This is a genomic window from Sphingomonas sp. IC081 (assembly GCF_006874585.1).
Taxonomy (GTDB): Bacteria; Pseudomonadota; Alphaproteobacteria; order Sphingomonadales; family Sphingomonadaceae; genus Novosphingobium.
The window spans coordinates 688936-707082 of the sequence record NZ_CP029762.1 but is presented as its reverse complement, the minus strand read 5'-3'; the positions used below and the strand labels follow the sequence as shown (position 1 = coordinate 707082).

14 protein-coding genes and 1 riboswitch are annotated in these 18147 nt (G+C 67.0%); of the genes, 12 read left to right on the top strand and 2 right to left on the bottom strand.

What is annotated here, in order from left to right; all coding sequences use genetic code 11:
- Positions 1-110 precede the first annotated feature (110 nt).
- Positions 111-1763, bottom strand: coding sequence for an alpha-amylase family glycosyl hydrolase (locus DM450_RS21275; RefSeq protein WP_142638913.1), 1653 nt, complete (start codon positions 1761-1763; stop codon positions 111-113).
- A gap of 299 nt (positions 1764-2062) precedes the next feature.
- On the opposite strand from DM450_RS21275, the gene DM450_RS21270 reads away from it, so the two are divergent.
- The 9 genes from DM450_RS21270 to cobJ all read left to right on the top strand — a co-directional run bounded on the left by DM450_RS21270 (position 2063) and on the right by cobJ (position 15063).
- The gene (locus tag DM450_RS21270) at positions 2063-4444 is read left to right on the top strand and encodes a glycogen/starch/alpha-glucan phosphorylase (protein WP_185928850.1); all 2382 of its coding nucleotides are present in this window, start codon (positions 2063-2065) and stop codon (positions 4442-4444) included.
- A 14-nt stretch (positions 4445-4458) separates the two neighbouring features.
- A complete protein-coding gene (glgB, locus tag DM450_RS21265; protein ID WP_142639484.1) occupies positions 4459-6648 on the top strand; it encodes a 1,4-alpha-glucan branching protein GlgB in 2190 nt (729 codons plus the stop codon).
- A gap of 63 nt (positions 6649-6711) precedes the next feature.
- Positions 6712-7971: a glucose-1-phosphate adenylyltransferase gene (glgC, locus tag DM450_RS21260; protein WP_142638911.1), complete on the top strand. Its 1260-nt coding sequence runs from the start codon at positions 6712-6714 to the stop codon at positions 7969-7971.
- 59 nt (positions 7972-8030) lie between these two features.
- Complete coding sequence (gene glgA / locus DM450_RS21255) at positions 8031-9488, top strand: glycogen synthase GlgA (RefSeq protein WP_260610473.1); 1458 nt, start codon at positions 8031-8033, stop codon at positions 9486-9488.
- Entirely contained in the window at positions 9485-11302 is a 1818-nt protein-coding gene (gene glgX, locus DM450_RS21250) for a glycogen debranching protein GlgX (RefSeq protein ID WP_142638909.1), read from the top strand. The genes glgA and glgX overlap by 4 nt, the downstream gene beginning before the upstream one ends.
- A gap of 69 nt (positions 11303-11371) precedes the next feature.
- Positions 11372-11598, top strand: a riboswitch (cobalamin riboswitch).
- Positions 11599-11772: 174 nt separating this feature from the next.
- On the top strand, positions 11773-12930 hold the full coding sequence (gene cobG, locus DM450_RS21245; RefSeq protein ID WP_142638908.1) for a precorrin-3B synthase: 1158 nt from the start codon (positions 11773-11775) through the stop codon (positions 12928-12930).
- A complete protein-coding gene (locus tag DM450_RS21240) occupies positions 12930-13559 on the top strand; it encodes a precorrin-8X methylmutase (protein ID WP_142638907.1) in 630 nt (209 codons plus the stop codon). The genes cobG and DM450_RS21240 overlap by 1 nt, the downstream gene beginning before the upstream one ends.
- Positions 13556-14317: a precorrin-2 C(20)-methyltransferase gene (gene cobI, locus DM450_RS21235; RefSeq protein WP_142638906.1), complete on the top strand. Its 762-nt coding sequence runs from the start codon at positions 13556-13558 to the stop codon at positions 14315-14317. The genes DM450_RS21240 and cobI overlap by 4 nt, the downstream gene beginning before the upstream one ends.
- Entirely contained in the window at positions 14314-15063 is a 750-nt protein-coding gene (cobJ, locus tag DM450_RS21230; protein ID WP_142638905.1) for a precorrin-3B C(17)-methyltransferase, read from the top strand. The genes cobI and cobJ overlap by 4 nt, the downstream gene beginning before the upstream one ends.
- Here cobJ and DM450_RS21225 read toward each other — a convergent pair.
- Complete coding sequence (locus tag DM450_RS21225; RefSeq protein WP_142638904.1) at positions 15039-15788, bottom strand: cobalt-precorrin-6A reductase; 750 nt, start codon at positions 15786-15788, stop codon at positions 15039-15041. The genes cobJ and DM450_RS21225 overlap by 25 nt on opposite strands.
- Between DM450_RS21225 and cbiE the strand changes: the two genes are divergently transcribed.
- Genes cbiE through cobM form a run of 3 tightly spaced genes read left to right on the top strand, consistent with a single transcriptional unit; the run spans position 15787 to position 18145 of the window.
- Entirely contained in the window at positions 15787-16995 is a 1209-nt protein-coding gene (cbiE, locus tag DM450_RS21220; RefSeq protein WP_142638903.1) for a precorrin-6y C5,15-methyltransferase (decarboxylating) subunit CbiE, read from the top strand. The genes DM450_RS21225 and cbiE overlap by 2 nt on opposite strands.
- The gene (locus tag DM450_RS21215) at positions 16992-17363 is read left to right on the top strand and encodes a cobalamin biosynthesis protein (protein ID WP_142638902.1); all 372 of its coding nucleotides are present in this window, start codon (positions 16992-16994) and stop codon (positions 17361-17363) included. The genes cbiE and DM450_RS21215 overlap by 4 nt, the downstream gene beginning before the upstream one ends.
- A complete protein-coding gene (gene cobM, locus DM450_RS21210; protein ID WP_142638900.1) occupies positions 17360-18145 on the top strand; it encodes a precorrin-4 C(11)-methyltransferase in 786 nt (261 codons plus the stop codon). The genes DM450_RS21215 and cobM overlap by 4 nt, the downstream gene beginning before the upstream one ends.
- Positions 18146-18147: the final 2 nt, after the last annotated feature.

The window sequence follows — 18147 nt, the reverse complement described above, 5'->3', positions numbered from 1 at the left end:
AGCGCGAACAAGGCTTTCCCGGCGTTCGCGCAAGGCTCGGTAAGTTCACGTATTATAGACGGATTTCTGGTTAACCGGAGTGCAGGGATAGGGCAAATTATCGTTTTTGTTCAGTTGGTTCCCAGCCATATGGCGCCATAGGCGGGGAGATGGTCGTGATCGGCCCCGTTTACCGATAGCACGATCATTCCTGTGGCGGACTCTGGCAGGTCGATAGGGCTGGCAGAGAGGTTGAACAGGCAGCGCACACGCGCGGTCCCGGCATCGCGTTCGAACATGAGCAGGTCGCCGTCTGCGGACCAGTCGACCAGCGAGCCATGGCGGAGTGCCGGGATCGCCTTGCGCAAGGCCAGCAGGTGGCGGGTGAAGTGCAGCAGCGATGCCGGGTCCGCTTCCTGAACGGCCACCGCGCGCGACAGGTTTTCAGCGGACATCGGTAGCCACGGCGTGCCGGTGGTGAAGGCGCCCTGCGCAGTGTCCTCCCATGGAATCGGCGTGCGGACACCATCGCGTGACAGCGTGAGCGGCCAGTTGGCGATCGCCTCGGGGTCCTGAAGCTGTTCATAGGGGATCTCGTCCTGCACGAGGCCGAGTTCCTCGCCCTGATAGACGATCACGTTGCCGCGCAGCGCCGTCAGCAGCGCCATTTTCACGCGGGCAAAGGCTGTGCGGTTCTCCGGCGCGCACCAGCGCGACACGGCACGAGGGGCGTCGTGGTTCTCGAAAGCCCAGCTTGGCCAGCCGCCAACCTCTCCGGGCGCGAGTTCCCAGCGGTCCAGCACATCGACCACGATGCCTGCCGTCAGTGCCGGGGCATAGAGGAAGTCGAAACCATAGGCGCTGTTGAGCCGGTGATTGCCCGAGGTATAGGCGCGCCGGTCCGCCTGAGGATGGTCGCCGCCGATTTCGGCGACGGTATGGATGGCGCAGAATTCGTCGCAGACCCCGCGCAGCTTCTCGACCACGGCAACCATGCCCGGGTGCGACTGGCTGTATTTCTTGATCTGGTAGTCGAAAGGGCGGGATCGCACGCGGCCATCCTCGGGCGCGGGCGGATTGTCGCGCAGTTCGGGGTCGTGCATCGCGTGGTTGAGCGCGTCGAGACGGAACCCGTCCACCCCGCGCTCCAGCCAGAACCGGGCGACGTCCATGATCGCGTCCTGCACATCGAGGTTGTGCATGTTGAGCTGCGGCTGTTCCTTGAGGAAGGTATGCATGTAGTACTGCCGCCGCCGCGCGTCCCAGGTCCAGGCCGGGCCGCCGAACACCGACTGCCAGTTGTTGGGCGGGGTGCCGTCCTCGTTCGGATCGTGCCAGACGTACCAGTCTGCCTTGGCGTTGTCGCGGTTCTGGCGGCTTTCCGCGAACCATGCGTGCTGGTCGGAAGTATGCGCGTAGACCTGGTCGATCAGGACTTTAAGGCCCAGTTCGTGGGCGCGCGCGACCAGCGCGTCGAAATCGGCCATGGTGCCGAAGACCGGGTCGATGCCGCGATAGTCGGCTACGTCGTAGCCGAAATCGCGCATGGGCGAGGTGAAGAACGGCGAGATCCAGATCGCGTCGACGCCCAGCGCCGCCACATAGTCCAGCCGGCGGGTGATCCCGGCAAGGTCGCCGACGCCGTCGCCATCGCTGTCCTGAAAGCTGCGCGGATAGATCTGGTAGATTGCAGCGCCCTGCCACCACGGCCGCGGCGGTGTTTCTTGGGCTGTTGCCGCAGGAACGGTCTCGGGGGAAGCCGCGTCGGTAGGATCGAGAGTCATGCGCACCTTTCGCGAAGGCCGGCGGAAGCGTCCGGTATAACAGCCGCGATCTTCGCTGGCGAATTTTTTGCGGCACCGCACAATCGCTCTTGCCGCGTCGCGATGCTGTGCTAGCCATGGTGGAGGAAGTCGGGAAGAGATGGGCGCGCACCGGGTTCGGGGCGTCCCGAAGATGACGTAAACCGCCGTTTCCGCCGACTTTTTTCAGTCCGGCGATCGGCCTGTTCAGGAGTGTGCCCGTGGCTACCGATCCTGTGTCAGACACTTCTCCGCTGGCTTGCGTGCAAACCCCGTCCGAAATGGACAAGCATATCGTTCGCGTCCTGCGAAACCGCGTGGGCAAGGACGAACGCGCGGCCAAGCAGTACGACTGGTACACCGCCTCGATCTACGCGCTGCGCGACAAGATCATCGACAGCTGGTTCGAATCGACCCGCCGCACCTACGATACCGGGGGCAAGCGGGTCTATTACCTCTCGATGGAATTCCTGATCGGTCGCCTGCTGCGCGACGCGCTCTCGAACATGGGCATGACGCGCGAGTTCGAGAAGGCGCTGGCCGCGCACGGGCTGGACCTGGCGGCGCTCGAGGAGCTTGAGCCCGACGCGGCGCTCGGAAACGGTGGCTTGGGGCGTCTCGCTGCCTGCTTCATGGAGAGCCTCGCCACGCTGGACATCCCGGCCTACGGCTACGGTATCCGCTACAAGAACGGCATGTTCCGCCAGCGCGTCGACGATGGCTGGCAGGTCGAGCTGCCCGAGACATGGCTGGCCCACGGCAACCCCTGGGAGTTCGAGCGGGTGGAAAGCACCTACCGCATCGGCTTTGGCGGTGAAGTGGTGGCAGAGGGCGAGGGCGTGTTCTGGCACCCGGCCGAGCAGGTCGAGGCGACCGCCATCGATACCCCGATCGTCGGCTGGCGTGGCAAGCGCGTGAACACGCTGCGGCTCTGGACGTCGAGCCCGCTCGATCCGATCAAGCTCGATGCCTTCAATGCGGGCGACCACTTCGGCGCGCTGGCGGAGCAGGTGCGGGCGGACAGCCTTGTGCGGGTGCTCTACCCCGCCGATTCCAGCCCTGCCGGGCAGGAACTGCGGCTGCGGCAGGAGTATTTCTTCACCGCCGCTTCCATTCAGGACATCGTGCGCCGTCACGTCCAGTACGAAGGCGATATCCGCACTTTGCCGGACAAGGTCGCGATCCAGCTCAACGACACGCACCCCTCGGTCGCGGTGGCCGAACTGATGCGGCTGCTGGTCGATGAAAACGGCCTTGAGTTCAACGAGGCCTGGGACCTGTGCCGCCAGACGGTGTCCTACACCAACCACACCCTGCTGCCCGAGGCACTGGAATCCTGGCCCCTGCCGTTGTTCGAGCGGATGCTACCGCGCCACATGCAGATCATCTATGCGATCAACAGCCGCGTGCTGAGGGAGGCGCGCAAGGCGGGCTGCGATGATGCGCAGATCGCGGCGATCTCGCTGATCGACGAGGGCGGAGAGCGGCGCGTGCGCATGGCCAACCTGGCTTTCGTGGGGTCGCATTCGGTGAACGGCGTGGCCGCGCTCCATACCGAACTGATGAAGGAGACGGTCTTTGCCGATCTCCACCGGCTTTATCCCACGCGAATTAACAACAAGACCAACGGCGTCACCCCGCGCCGCTGGCTGCAGCAGTGCAATCCGGGCCTGACCCGGGTGATCCGCGATGCCATCGGCGATGGTTTCCTTGACGACGCGGAAAGACTGTCCGACCTCAATGCGCTTGCGGGCGATGCGCAGCTGGGCGAGCGCGTGGCCGAAGTGAAGCGCGCCAACAAGGTGGCGCTGGCGGACTACATCAAGAAGACGATGGGCGTGCGCCTCGATCCCGATGCGCTGTTCGATGTGCAGATCAAGCGTATCCACGAATACAAGCGCCAGCTGCTCAACCTGATCGAGACGGTGGCGCTCTACGACCAGATCCGCAGCCATCCTGAGCGGGACTGGGTGCCGCGGGTGAAGATCTTCGCGGGCAAGGCGGCGCCGAGCTATCACAACGCCAAGCTGATCATCAAGCTGGCCAACGACATAGCCCGGCGCGTCAATGCCGATCCTTCGGTGGGCGGGCTGCTGAAGGTGGTGTTCGTGCCCAACTACAACGTCAGCCTGGGCGAGCGGATCTTCCCGGCGGCGGACCTGTCCGAACAGATCTCGACCGCGGGAATGGAAGCCTCGGGCACCGGCAATATGAAGTTCGCGCTGAACGGCGCGCTCACCATCGGTACGCTTGACGGCGCCAATGTCGAGATCAAGGATCATGTCGGCGACGACAATATCGTCATCTTCGGCCTTACTGCCGAAGAAGTCGCCAGAAAGCGTGCGGACGGTTACAATCCCCGCGAAGTGATCGAGGGATCGCGCGAGTTGAGCCAGGCGCTCTCGGCGATCTCGTCCGGGGTATTCTCTCCGGACGATCCCGATCGCTACAAGGATCTGGTTGGCGGCATTTACGACCATGACTGGTTCATGTGCGCGGCCGATTTCGATGCTTATGCGGCGGCGCAACGTTCAGTTGATGCCTGGTGGGAGGATACTTCCCGCTGGCGCAGCGCGGCGATACGCAATATTGCGAATGTAGGCTGGTTCTCGTCCGATCGGACGATTGCCGAGTACGCGAGAGAGATCTGGAAGGTTCTGTGACGTCACCGGAAAGTCTGAAACCACCCGAAAGTGCAATTGAGGCTCTCCTTCAAGGCGTTCATGCAGACCCGTTCTCGCTTCTGGGCGTGCTGCCTGGACCGGACGGCACGTTCCTGCGCGCGATCCTGCCGGGCGCCGAGGAGGTCGAGGCGTTCAGCCTCGACGGGCGCCGGATGGGGCGCCTCGGCAAGATCGACGACCGGGGGCTGTTCGAAGGGCGGCTGAGCGTAAAGCCGCAGCCGATCCGCTATCGCTGCTCGGCGGGAGAGAACGACTGGCTGGTCACCGACCCCTATACCTTCGGTCCGGTGCTGGGGCCCATCGACGACCTCCTGATCGCGCAGGGCACGCATTTCCGCCTGTTCGACAAGCTGGGCGCCCACATCATCGCGCATGAGGGCGCCAAGGGCGTTCACTTCGCGGTCTGGGCACCCAATGCCCGGCTCGTCAGCGTGGTGGGGGACTTCAACGACTGGGATCCCAAGCGCCACGTCATGCGCGATCGCAAGGACATCGGCGTCTGGGAAATCTTCATCCCCGACATCGGGGACTATCGCGCCTACAAGTATCACATCGTCGGCGCCGACGGGGTGGTGCAGCCACTCAAGGCCGATCCATTCGCGTTCATGTCGGAAATCCGCCCGGCCAATGCCTCGATGACCGCGCATCCGGCCAAGCTGGACTGGGGCGACGAGGCGCACCGCGATCACTGGGCCTCGGTCGATCCGCGCAAGGTTCCGGTCTCGATCTACGAAGTTCACGCCGGTTCCTGGCAGCGCGACCGCTTCAACTGGTTCCTGAGCTGGGACGATCTGGCGGAGCAGCTGATCCCTTATGTCGTCGAGATGGGTTTTACCCATATCGAGTTCATGCCGATCAGCGAGCATCCCTATGACCCGTCATGGGGCTATCAGGCGACCGGGCTCTACGCGCCGTCCTCGCGTTTCGGCGAACCGGCGGGGTTCGCGCGCTTCGTGGACGGTGCGCACCGGGCCGGGATCGGCGTGATCCTCGACTGGGTGCCCGCACATTTCCCGACCGACCAGCACGGCCTCGTCCGTTTCGACGGCACCGCGCTTTACGAGCATGCCGATCCGCGCATGGGTTTCCAGCCGGACTGGAACACGCTGATCTACAACTTCGGCCGGCGCGAAGTGGTGAGTTTCCTCGTCAACAACGCGCTGTTCTGGGCCGAGCGCTATCACGTCGATGGCCTTCGCGTGGATGCGGTCGCCTCGATGCTCTACCGGGACTATTCGCGCAAGGAAGGCGAATGGATCCCCAATGCGCAAGGCGGGCGCGAGAACTGGGAGGCGGTGGATTTCCTGCGCGCGGTCAACCGCGCGATCTACGGCCAGCACCCCGGCGTCATCACGATCGCCGAGGAATCGACCGCCTGGCCCGGCGTCACCCAGCCCGCCTACGAGGCGGACGATGGCCAGGCTGGTGCGGGACGCGCCAGTTCGCTGGGCTTCGGCTTCAAGTGGAACATGGGCTTCATGCACGACACGCTGCGCTACATGGCGCGCGATCCGGTGCATCGGCGCTACCACCACAACGACATCACGTTCGGGCTGACTTACGCGTTTTCCGAAAACTACGTCCTGCCGCTCAGCCATGACGAAGTGGTTCACGGCAAGGGATCGCTGCTTGGCAAGATGAGCGGGGATGACTGGCAGCAGTTCGCCAACTTGCGGGCCTATTACGGGCTGATGTGGGGCTATCCCGGCAAGAAGCTGCTGTTCATGGGCCAGGAATTCGCCCAGCGCCGCGAGTGGAGCGAGGAGCGCGCGCTCGACTGGAAACTGCGCGAAGCCCCCGCGCATGAAGGCGTGCGCAACCTGGTGAAGGATCTCAACCGCCTCTACCGCACCAAGCGCGCCCTCCACGCGGGGGACTGCGATGGCGGCGGGTTCGAGTGGCTGGTGGTCGACGATGCCGCCAATTCTGTCTTTGCATGGCTGCGCAAGGCGGCGGGTGCAAAGCCGGTCGCGGTCGTCGCCAACATGACCCCGGCAATGCTCACCGGTTACCGCCTGCCGCTGCCCCATGCGGGCAAGTGGCGCGAGATCCTCAACACCGATGCGCTGATCTACGGCGGCACCGGCAAGGGCAACATGGGGCAGGTCAAGGCGGCTGACGGCTATGCGACCGTCACGCTGCCGCCACTTGCCACGATCATGCTGGAATTCGACGAAAACTGATCAGGTCGTGAACTGGCCCCCTGTTCGGCACGGGGCCGAAGATGTGCAAGGAGAGTGTTTCAGATGCGTACCTCGGGATCGCCGCTCGCACGCGACGCCATGGCCTATGTGCTCGCGGGGGGGAGGGGTAGCCGGCTTGCCGAACTGACCGACAACCGGGCCAAGCCCGCGGTCTATTTCGGCGGCATGAGCCGCATCATCGACTTTGCGCTGTCCAACGCGATCAATTCGGGCATCCGCCGCATCGGCGTGGCCACGCAGTACAAGGCGCATAGCCTGATCCGCCACATGAACCGCGCGTGGAACTTCATGCGGCCGGAGCGCAACGAGAGTTTCGACATCCTGCCCGCCAGCCAGCGCATTTCCGAGATGCTGTGGTACGAAGGCACGGCGGATGCGGTGTTCCAGAACATCGACATCATCGCATCCTACAGCCCGAAGTACATGGTGATCCTGGCGGGCGACCACATCTACAAGATGGACTACGAATTGATGCTGCAGGAGCACGTCAATTCGGGCGCGGACGTGACGGTGGGCTGCCTTGTCGTACCGAAGAAGGAAGCCAGCGGTTTCGGCGTCATGCATGTCGACGAGCACGACGTGATTACCTCGTTCGTGGAAAAACCCAAGGATCCGCCGACGATCCCCGGCGATCCGGACAATTGCCTCGCTTCCATGGGCATCTACGTCTTCGATACCGAGTTCCTGTTCGAGCAACTGCGGCGCGATGCCGCCGATCCCGATTCCAGGCGCGATTTCGGCGGTGACATCATTCCCTACATCGTCAGGCACGGGAAGGCGCAGGCGCACCGTTTCACCAATTCCTGCATCCGCGCGGCGGAAGAGATCGAGGAGTACTGGCGCGACGTCGGCACCGTGGATGCCTATTTCGACGCCAATCTCGACCTGACCGACACCGTGCCCAAGCTCAATATGTACGACCGCGACTGGCCGATCTGGACCGACACCGTCGTCGCCGCGCCCGCCAAGTTCGTGCACGACGAGGAAGGACGGCGCGGCGAGGCGATTTCCTCGCTGATCAGCCAGGACTGTATCGTCTCCGGCTCGCTGGCACGGCGTTCGCTGCTGTTCACCGGGGTGAAGATGGGCAGCTATTCTTCCGTCAACGAAGCGGTGATCCTGCCTTACTGCAACATCGGCCGCCATGCGCGGCTCAGCCGGGTCATCATCGATTCCGGCGTGCGTATTCCCGAAGGGCTGGTGGTGGGAGAAGACCCCGTTCTCGATGGCCAGCGTTTCCGCCGCACCGACAATGGCGTATGCCTCATTACCAAGCGCATGATCGAGCGGCTGGAAATCTAAGGATTTGTTTGAAGATTCCGGCACAGGCGGATTTTCAGACACCGGAAGGGAAGAGTGCATTGAAGGTTCTGTCGGTCGCATCCGAAGCAGTTCCCCTGATCAAGACCGGCGGGCTGGCCGATGTTGCCGGCGCGCTTCCCTCGGCGCTGGCGCCAAACGGGGTGGAAGTGACGACGCTGCTGCCGGGCTACCCCTCGGTGCTCAAGGCGATCGGCCGGTCCCGCGCGGTTCATGCGTGGGATTCGCTGCTGGGGGTGCCGGCGCGGCTGCTTTCCGCGAAGATTGACGGCCATCCGCTGCTGGTGCTCGATGCGCCGGCCCTGTTCACCCGCGACGGCGCGCCCTACACCGATGGCGCCGGGCGCGACTGGGGGGATAACTGGCACCGCTTTTCCGCCTTTGGCCGCGCCGCAGCCGACATCGCGGGCGGCGCCATGGTCAGCCGGGGCAAGGCGAAGCGTTATGACGTTGTCCACGCGCACGACTGGCAGGCGGCGATGGCCTGCGCCTATCTGCGCTTCGCTCCGTTCGGCGGAGATGAGGGGCGGGTGCCTTCGGTGGTCACGGTCCACAACATGGCGTTTCAGGGCTGGTTCGGTTCCGAAGTGTTCTCCGGTGTCGGCCTGCCCGCCGAGGCATGGACGATGGAGGGCGTGGAATATCACGGCGGTCTCGGCATGCTGAAGGCCGGGCTCGCCTGTGCCGATGCGGTCACCACCGTCAGCCCCACCTATGCGCGTGAAATCCGTGCGGCGAACTTCGGCATGGGGCTGGAAGGGCTGGTGATCGCGCGGGGCAATGCCGTCAGCGGCATTCTCAACGGCATCGATACCGCGCTGTGGAACCCGGCCGAGGACGCCGCGCTCGCCGCGCGTTATTCCGCTCGGACGCTGGACAAGCGCAAGGCCAACAAGCGCGCACTGGAGGCCGAGTTCGGCCTCGACGAGGATGACGGCCCGCTGTTCATCGCGGTCACGCGCCTCACCTGGCAGAAGGGCATGGACGTGCTGCCCGAAGTGCTGGATCATCTCGTCGGCATCGGTGGACGGCTGGCGCTGCTGGGCTCGGGAGACCGTGCGATCGAGCGTCAACTGCGCGAAGGCGCGGCGCGCCATCCGGGCCGGGTGGGCCTGCGTTTCGGATACGACGAGGATTTGTCGCACCGCATGCAGGGCGGCGGCGATGCGATCCTCATTCCCTCGCGGTTCGAGCCTTGCGGGCTGACCCAGCTTTATGGCCTGGCTTATGGCTGTCTCCCCGTTGTTTCCCGCACCGGCGGTCTTGCCGATACGGTGATCGATGCCAATCCGGCCGCGCTCGCGGCGGGTGTTGCCACCGGCATCCAGTTCGACGGCGTGCATTACGACGCACTCTCGGCGGCGCTGACCCGCACGGTGGAATTGTGGAACGAACCGGACGTCTGGGCCGCGCTCCAGAAGAACGCGATGAAGGCCGATTTCTCGTGGACGGCGAGCGGCGCGGCTTACGCCCGGCTTTACCGCAAGCTGGCTGCATGAACCCGCTCGGCGTCGAGATCGGGGCCGACGCCACGCGCTTCACGGTGCGGGCGCCGCTGGCCGACATGGTCTGGTTGTGCCTGTTTTCCGGCGCCGAGGAAACGCGCCACGCGATGCTCCGGCAAGGCCCGGAATGGACGCTGGCGCTGCCGGGCAACCTGACCGGCGCGCATTACGGCTATCGCGCTGCCGGGGAGTGGGCGCCCGAGCGCGGGCTGTGGTTCGATCCGGCCAAGCTGCTGGTCGATCCCCGGGCGGTGGAACTGGACCGCCGCTTCGTGCAGGACCCGCGCCTTGCCGTCCACGGCGAGGATACCGCAGACATCGTTCCGCGCGCGCTGGTACCCGCCGCCGCGCCGCCGCCGGCACTCGATCCGCCTCGCTTCCGCTCGGGCGGGCTGGTCTACGAACTCAACGTCCGCGGCTTCACCCGTCTCCATCCCGATGTGCCCGAGCACATGCGCGGCACGGTCGCGGCACTGGCCCATCCGGCTGTGCTCGCACATCTGAAGAAGCTGCATGTGACGGCGGTGGAACTGATGCCGATCGTTGCCTGGGTGGACGAGAGGCACCTGCCGCCGCTCGGCCTCGTCAACGCATGGGGCTACAATCCGGTGGCGATGATGGCGCTCGATCCTGGGCTGTGTCCCGGCGGGGTGGCAGAGCTGCGCAATACGGTCGCCGCGCTCCATGCCGAGGGGATCGGCGTGCTGCTCGATATGGTGTTCAACCATACCGGCGAGAGCGACGGGTCGGGCGGCATCCTTTCGCTGCGCGGACTGGACAACGGCGCCTACGCCCATGCGCCCGATGGTGCGCTCATCAATGATACCGGCTGCGGCAATACGCTGGATTTCGCCAATCCGGCCGTGCGGCGGCTGGCGCTCGACGCGATGCGGCATTTTGCGAGCGCCTGCGCCGTGGACGGCTTCCGCTTCGACCTTGCGCCAGTCATGGCGCGCGGACCCGGGTTCGATCCTGCCGCGCCGATCTTTGCGGAGATCGCCGCCGATCCGGTGCTCTCGACGCGGGTGATGATCGCCGAGCCGTGGGATATCGGCCCGGGCGGCTATCAGCTTGGCAATTTTCCCGCCAACTGGCTCGAATGGAACGACCGCTTCCGCGACGACGTGCGCCGTTTCTGGCGCGGGGACGAGGGCATCGGCAAGCTGGCGACGCGGCTGGCGGGCTCGTCCGATGTGTTCGGCCCGCTTGCCCCGCATTCCGCCTGCCGTTCGGTCAATTTCCTTGCCGCGCACGATGGCTTCACGCTGGCCGATACCGTCGCTTACGAGCGCCGTCACAACTGGGCCAATGGCGAGAACAACCGTGACGGCCACGGCGAGAACTTCAGCTGGAACCACGGCGTCGAGGGTAGCACCGACGATGCGGCGGTGCTGGCGGCGCGCCAGGCCGATCTCAAGGCCATGCTCGGCACCCTGTTCGCCTCCACCGGCACCATCATGCTGACCGCGGGCGATGAATTCGGCCGCACCCAGCACGGCAACAACAACGCTTATTGTCAGGACAATGCGATCGGCTGGGTGGATTGGGAAGGCCGCGACCATGAACTGGAGGATTACGTCGCCGGGCTCGGTGCCGCGCGGATGACCTATCTGGCCGCCTTCCAGCGCTTCGAGGATCACGGCGCATGGCATGCCCCGGACGGCCGGGAAATGACCGTGGCTGATTGGGAGCGCCCCGGCGAGAACCGTCTCGACTGGGCCTATACCGGGGCGGAAGGCACCTTGCGCTTCACCGTCGACCGGCTTGAGCGGCGGGTTTTTGCCACCGCACGTGCGGCCACGGCCTGATTTCGGGAAGGCGCGTTGGCAAGCGCGGGTTTTTGTAATAAGCGATGCTCGCTCGCAGGCTTCGGCCTGCCGGGCAACGATCGCGCCGGTGCCCCGAAAGGGGCTTAAAAGGGAACGCGGTGCGGGTGGATCGTTCCATCCGAAGCCGAGGCTGTCCCTGCAACTGTAAGCGGTGAGCGAGATGACGAGGTCTTCCTGAGGGGAAGGCCGGCCACTGGACCTGCCAGGTCCGGGAAGGCCGTGCATCGAGCTTCGACCCGCGAGCCAGGAGACCTGCCGGCGCGTCGGTCGCTCTTGCCTTGGTCCAGGGAAAGGCCATGGCTCGGTACTCCGCGTGAGCGACGAAACCGTGCGGCTGGGGCTGCATCGGCGCGCAGGGAAGGGCGTAATGCGCGCGCCCCCTCCCTGTGTGCGGACCGGCGCGAGCCGGCAGGCCCCGGCCATCGTCGCTGCGCGCGTGGACCCTTGGCATGCCCGTTTCCGGGACGACCAAATGTGCGAGCCCCTTCGTGGTGCGTGGATGGTGCCCTTCGGCCTGGCGGCCGATGGAATCCGGCGACGGGCTGATCGTGCGCCTGCGCCCGCCGCTGGCCCGGATGACCCGTGCGCAGGCGCTGGGCCTGTGCGGCCTTGCACTGGGCCATGGCAGCGGCACGCTCGACCTGACGAGCCGGGGCAATCTTCAGCTGCGCGGGGTGCGAGAAACGGCCTTGCGCCCGCTGCTCGAAGGGCTGGCAGCCTTGGGGCTGATCGACGGCGATGCCGAGCGCGAGGCCCGGCGCAATCTGACACTGGCACCGGACTGGTCCGAGGGCGACGAGACCGAGGGTATCGCCCGCGCTTTCATGGACCGGCTGGACCGGTTACCCCCGCTGCCGGGCAAAGTCGGATTTGCCATCGATGCCGGTTCGCAGCCGGTTCTGGGACTGATCCCGGCCGATTTGCGCATTGAACGCGGTGAGACCGGCGCGCTGATCCTGCGCGCGGAGGGCCGCGAGACCGGGGTGCCGATCGCCATGGACCATGCCGCCGAAGCGCTGGTTGATCTTGCCCACTGGTTCGTGGATAGCGGCGGTGCGGTGTCGGGGCGGATGGCGCGCCATCACGCCGAGCTCCCCGCTTGGGCGCAGGGGGCTGTTCGCCCGGCTGCCCCGCGCGCGCCACTGGACCCGGGCCTTCACCCGCTTGGCGCCGCGTTCGGGGTGGCGTTCGGCAGCTTGCACGCCGAGGCTTTGGCAGAACTGCTGGACAAGACCGAGGCCCGCGCCGTCCGGCTCACGCCATGGCGCGTGCTGCTGCTGGAGAACGCCGCGCTTGTCCCGGCTGAGGGTTTCGCCACTGAGGCGTCCGATCCGTCGCTGCGTGTCGATGCCTGCCCCGGAATGCCGGCCTGCCCGCAGGCGAGCGTCGAAACGCGCGCTCTCGCCGAGCGCCTCGCGCCCCATGTGGCCGGGCGCCTGCATGTCTCGGGCTGCGCAAAAGGCTGCGCCCGGTCGCTTCCTGCCGCGGTTACCCTGACCGGACGCGGCGGCGCATTCGATCTTTCGTTCGATACTCGCGCAGGCGCCCCGGCGGTCATCGCCGGGCTCACACCCCACCAGATTCTCACGCATTTCGGAGCCGATTGATGCCGCACCATTACGAGACCGACGGCGCGGCGATCTATCGCCAGTCCTTCGCGACGATCCGCGCCGAGGCCGATCTCGCCCGCTTCGATGCCGACGAGGAGCGCATCGCGGTACGCATGATTCACGCTGCCGGGCTGGTAGACCTCGCCGCGCACATCCGCTTCTCGCCGGGTTTCGCGGCTGCGGCGATGGCGGCGGTGGCGAGCGGGGCGCCAATTCTCTGCGATGCGCGCATGGTCAGCGAAGGCATCACCCGCGCCCGCCTGCCTGCGGGAAATCCGCTGGTCTGCACCCTCAATGCGCCGGAGGTTCCGGCGCTGGCGCAGGCGATCGGCAATACCCGTTCGGCCGCCGCGCTCGAACTCTGGCGGCCGTATCTGGACGGGGCGCTGGTGGCGATCGGCAATGCGCCGACCGCGCTGTTCCATCTGCTGAACATGCTGGAAGATCCGCAATGCCCGCGTCCCGCGGCGATCATCGGCTGTCCGGTCGGCTTCGTCGGCGCGGCGGAATCGAAGGCGGCCTTGTGGGCGGAGCAGCCGGTGCCGTGCTGCGTGGTCGAAGGGCGGCTGGGGGGAAGCGCCATCACGGTTGCGGCGGTCAATGCGATCGGGAGCAAGGCGGAATGAACGCGGAAACGAGAATCGAGGCGAACGTCGCGGTGAAGACCGGAACGATCTACGGGGTTGGGCTTGGTCCCGGCGCGCAGGACCTGATGAGTGTCCGCGCCGACCGGCTGGTGCGCGGCGCACGCCACCTTGCCTATTTCCGCAAGGCCGGCCGCCCCGGACAGGCGCGCCGGATCGTCGAGGGCATGTTGCACGCCGATGTGGCCGAGTTCGCCATGGAATACCCGGTCACGACCGAGATCTCGCTGGCCGATCCGCGCTACAACGCCTGCCTGTCCGAGTTCTATGCCGCCTGCACCGAGCATCTCGGCACCCTGGCGCGCCGCGGCGAGGATGTTGTCGTCCTGTGCGAGGGCGACCCGTTCTTCTACGGTTCCTTCATGCACCTTCACGCACGGCTTTCGGGCGTGGTTCCGGTGGAAATCGTGCCGGGCATCACCGGCATGTCGGGCGCATGGACCGCCAGCGGTGCACCGATCACCTGGGGTGACGATGTGCTGACGGTGCTCATGGCCACGCTGCCCGAAGCCGATCTCGCGCGGCGGATCGCCGATACCGATGCGCTGGTGGTGATGAAGATCGGCCGAAATCTCGCCAAGCTGCGCCGCGCGGTCGCGGCGGCGGGGCGCGAGCATGAGGCATGGCTGGTCGAGCATGCCGCCATGGCCGAGCAGCGCATCACCCCGCTGGTCGAAGCGGAAGCCGTGACGCCCTATTTCTCGATCCTGCTGATCCACGGCAAGGGCCGCCGTCCGTGAGCGGGTGGATCGCGATCGCCGGGCTCGGCCCGGGCCGCGAGACGCTGGTCACGCCGGAAGTGTCGCAGGCGCTGGCCGAGGCCAGCGATGTGGTCGGCTACATCCCCTATGTCGCGCGGGTCGCCCCGCGCGCGGGGCTGGTGCTCCATGCCAGCGACAACCGGGTGGAACTCCAGCGCGCCGCCCATGCGCTGGAGATGGCGGCGGCAGGGAGGCGGGTGGTGGTCGTCTCTTCCGGCGATCCGGGGGTTTTCGCGATGGCCGCGGCCGTGTTCGAGGCACTGGAGCAGGGGCCGCCGGAGTGGCTTTCGCTGGACATCCGCGTGCTGCCGGGGATCACCGCGATGCTGGCGGCCAGCGCCCGCGCGGGGGCGCCACTGGGGCATGATTTCTGCGCGATCAACCTTTCGGACAACCTCAAGCCATGGGCGCTGATCGAGCGGCGCCTGCGTCTTGCGGCGGAGGCGGACTTCGCGATGGCATTCTACAACCCGCGCTCCCAGTCCCGCCCCGAAGGGTTCGCCCGCGTGCTGGACGTGCTGCGCGAGGCTTGCGGCGCGGATCGGCCGATCCTGTTTGCCCGCGCGGTGTCGACGCCCGAGGAACACCTGCGGGTCACGACGCTGGGCGAGGCAAGCCCGGACATGGCCGATATGCGCACCGTGGTCATTGTCGGGTCGAGCCGGACGCGGCTGATCCCGCGCGAGGGTGCGCCGATCCTCTACACGCCGAGATCGGCGGAATGAGGGAGCCAGTCGAACACGGCCTCCACGGTGTGCACGGTCTCGGTCGGCGCGGCGGCCGGGCGTTCGATCATCATGACCGGAATGCCGAGGCGGCGCGCGGCGATGAGCTTGGCCTCCGCGCCGCTGCCGCCCGCGTTCTTGCAGACGACAACGTCGATCCGGTGCTGTGCCAGCAAGTGCATGTCGTCTTCCGCCGTGAAGGGGCCGCGATCGCCGACAAGATGATGATCGGGAAGCGCGGGCTGCTGCCGGGGCCGGTCGACGAAGCGCAGCAGGTAATGGTGCTGGCCTTGCGCGGCGAAGGCCTCGACATGCATGCGGCCGAGCGCCAGCATCACCCGGCGCGGCGGTCCGGCCAGCGCGGAGACGGCGGCGGCGACATCGGGCACGGATTGCCAGCGATCACCCGGCTGCGGCGCCCAGCCGGGGCGGGTGAGCGTGAGCAGCGGCGTGCCGGTCGCCTCGGCGGCGGCCAGAGCGTTGCGGCTCATGGTGGCCGCGAACGGATGGGTCGCATCGATCAGGTGGGAGACGCGGTGGTCCTGCAGGTACTGCGCAAGGCCGTCCGCTCCGCCGAAGCCCCCGATCCGCACCGGGATCGGCTGGGCGCGCGGCGCCTCGGTGCGTCCGGCGTAGCTGAGCGTGGCGTCGAGGCCCCGATCCGCCATGGCGCGGGCGAGTGCGCTCGCTTCGGTGGTGCCGCCCAGGATGAGGATATGGGACATGACTGATTCTCCCGGGCGGGCCTGGCTGACGCTGATCGGCATCGGCGAGGATGGCCTTTCCGGCCTCCGCGCTGATGCCCGCGCGGTGCTGGCCCAAGCCGATCTGGTGACCGGCGCCGAGCGGCACATGGCGCTGGTGGGCGGACTTAAGGCCGAATGCCGGACATGGCCAGTGCCCTTTGCCAGCGGCGTCGACGGCCTGCTCGCCGAGCGCGGGCGGCGCACGGTGATGCTGGTGTCGGGAGACCCGTTCTGGTTCGGCGCGGGTTCGGTGATCGCGCGCCATCTGGCGCCGCACGAGTGGACGGCGATGCCCGGACGCTCGACCTTTTCGCTGGCGGCGGCGCGGCTGGGCTGGGCGCTGGAAACGACCGTCTGCCTTGGCCTTCATGCGGCCCCGCTGGCGCGATTGCGCCCCCATCTGGCGCCGGGCATGCAGGTGCTGGTCCTGGTGCGGGACGGCGCGGCGGTGGCGGAGTTCATGGCCTATCTGACAGCGCAAGGTTTCGGCGCGTCCGAGGTCACGGTGCTGGAAGCGCTGGGCGGCCCGCGCGAGCGCATTCGATCGATGCGCGCGGATGCCGAGCCATTTGCCGACACCGTACATCCAGTGGCGCTTGGCATCCGGTTCGCAGGGGACGGGGCGGTTCTGCCCCGAGCCAGTGGAGTGGCTGACGACTGGTTCCAGCATGATGGGCAGATCACCAAGCGCCCCGTGCGCGCGCTCACGCTCTCGGGGCTGGCGCCGCGTGCCGGCGAAAGGCTGTGGGACATCGGCTGCGGGTCGGGCTCCATTGCCATCGAGTGGCTGCTCGCTCATCCCGCCATGCAGGCGACCGGGTTCGAGGCCGATCCCGAGCGGGCGGAGCGGGCGCGGAGCAATGCCCGGGCGCTGGGGGTGGACCGGTTGGAGGTGGTGGAAGGGCGCACGCCCGAAGTTCTGGCAGACCGGCCGCCGCCCGATGCCGTGTTTATCGGCGGCGGGCTGAGCGAGGCCCTGCTCGAAACGCTCTGGGGGTTGCTCGGCAAGGGCACACGCATCGTCGCCAATGCGGTGACGCTGGAGTCGGAAGCCCTGCTCGCGAAGTGGCAGGCGGAGAAGGGCGGCGAATTGCTGCGGATCGAACTCGCGCAAGCGGCCCCGCTCGGCACGCGGCGCGGGTGGAAGGCGCATTATCCGGTGGTGCAGTGGAGCGCGGTGCGATGATCGTGGCCGGTTTCGGCTGCCGGCAAGGGGCGACTCTGGCCTCGCTCGAGAATGCGCTCGAGCTTGCCAGCGGGCAGGTGCCTGCCGTGCGCATCGCCATGCTCGCCGCGCCTGAGGACAAGTGCGGGTTGGTGGCCGAACTGGCCGCGCGGCTTGGACTTCCGGTTCTCGGCATCGCCCCGCACGCGCTGGAGGCGGCGGCGACAGTCACCCGGTCTGCCGCCAGCCTCGCCGCCCGCCGTACCGGCAGCGTGGCCGAAGCCTCCGCGCTCGCCGCGATAGGCGCGCCGTCACGCCTGATCGTCCCCCGTATCGTTTCGTCAGACCGGATGGCCACTTGCGCCATTGCCGAAGGAGCCTTGTCTTGACTGTCCACTTCATCGGCGCCGGTCCCGGCGCGCCCGATCTGCTTACCTTGCGCGGACGCGACCTGATCGCCGCCAGCCCGGTCTGCCTCTATGCCGGATCGCTGGTGCCCGCCGCCGTGCTTGGCCATTGCCCGCCGGGCGCGCGCATCGTCAACACCGCGCCGATGGACCTCGACGCGATCATCAAGACGATCCGCGAGGCGCATGAGGCCGGGCAGGACGTGGCGCGGCTTCATTCGGGCGATCTTTCGGTCTGGTCCGCCATGGGCGAGCAGGTGCGGCGCCTGCGCGCGCTCGCCATTCCCTTCACCGTGACGCCGGGGGTTCCGGCTTTTGCCGCCGCTGCCGCCGCGCTGGAAACGGAACTGACAGTACCGGCGCTGGCCCAGTCGGTGGTGCTGACCCGCACCCCCGGCCGGGCCAGCACGATGCCCGAGCGCGAAAGCCTGGAACGCTTCGCCGCGACGGGCGCGACGCTGGCGATCCACCTCTCGATCCACAATCTGGAGGCGGTGGTGCGCGATCTCCTGCCTTCCTACGGCGGCGACTGCCCGGTGGCGGTGGTCTGGCGGGCGAGCTGGCCGGACGAGCGGATCGTGCGCGCCACGCTGGCAACGGCGGAGGCGGCGGTGGCGGGCAGCATGGAGCGTACCGCGCTGATCCTTGTGGGGCCCTCGCTGGGCGCGCATGTGGAAGGTGAAAGCAGCCTTTATGCTGCGGGCTACGACCGCCGCTTCCGCCCGCAATCGGCGCAGTCGGTCTTTGCCGGCCGCGAGGACTGAGC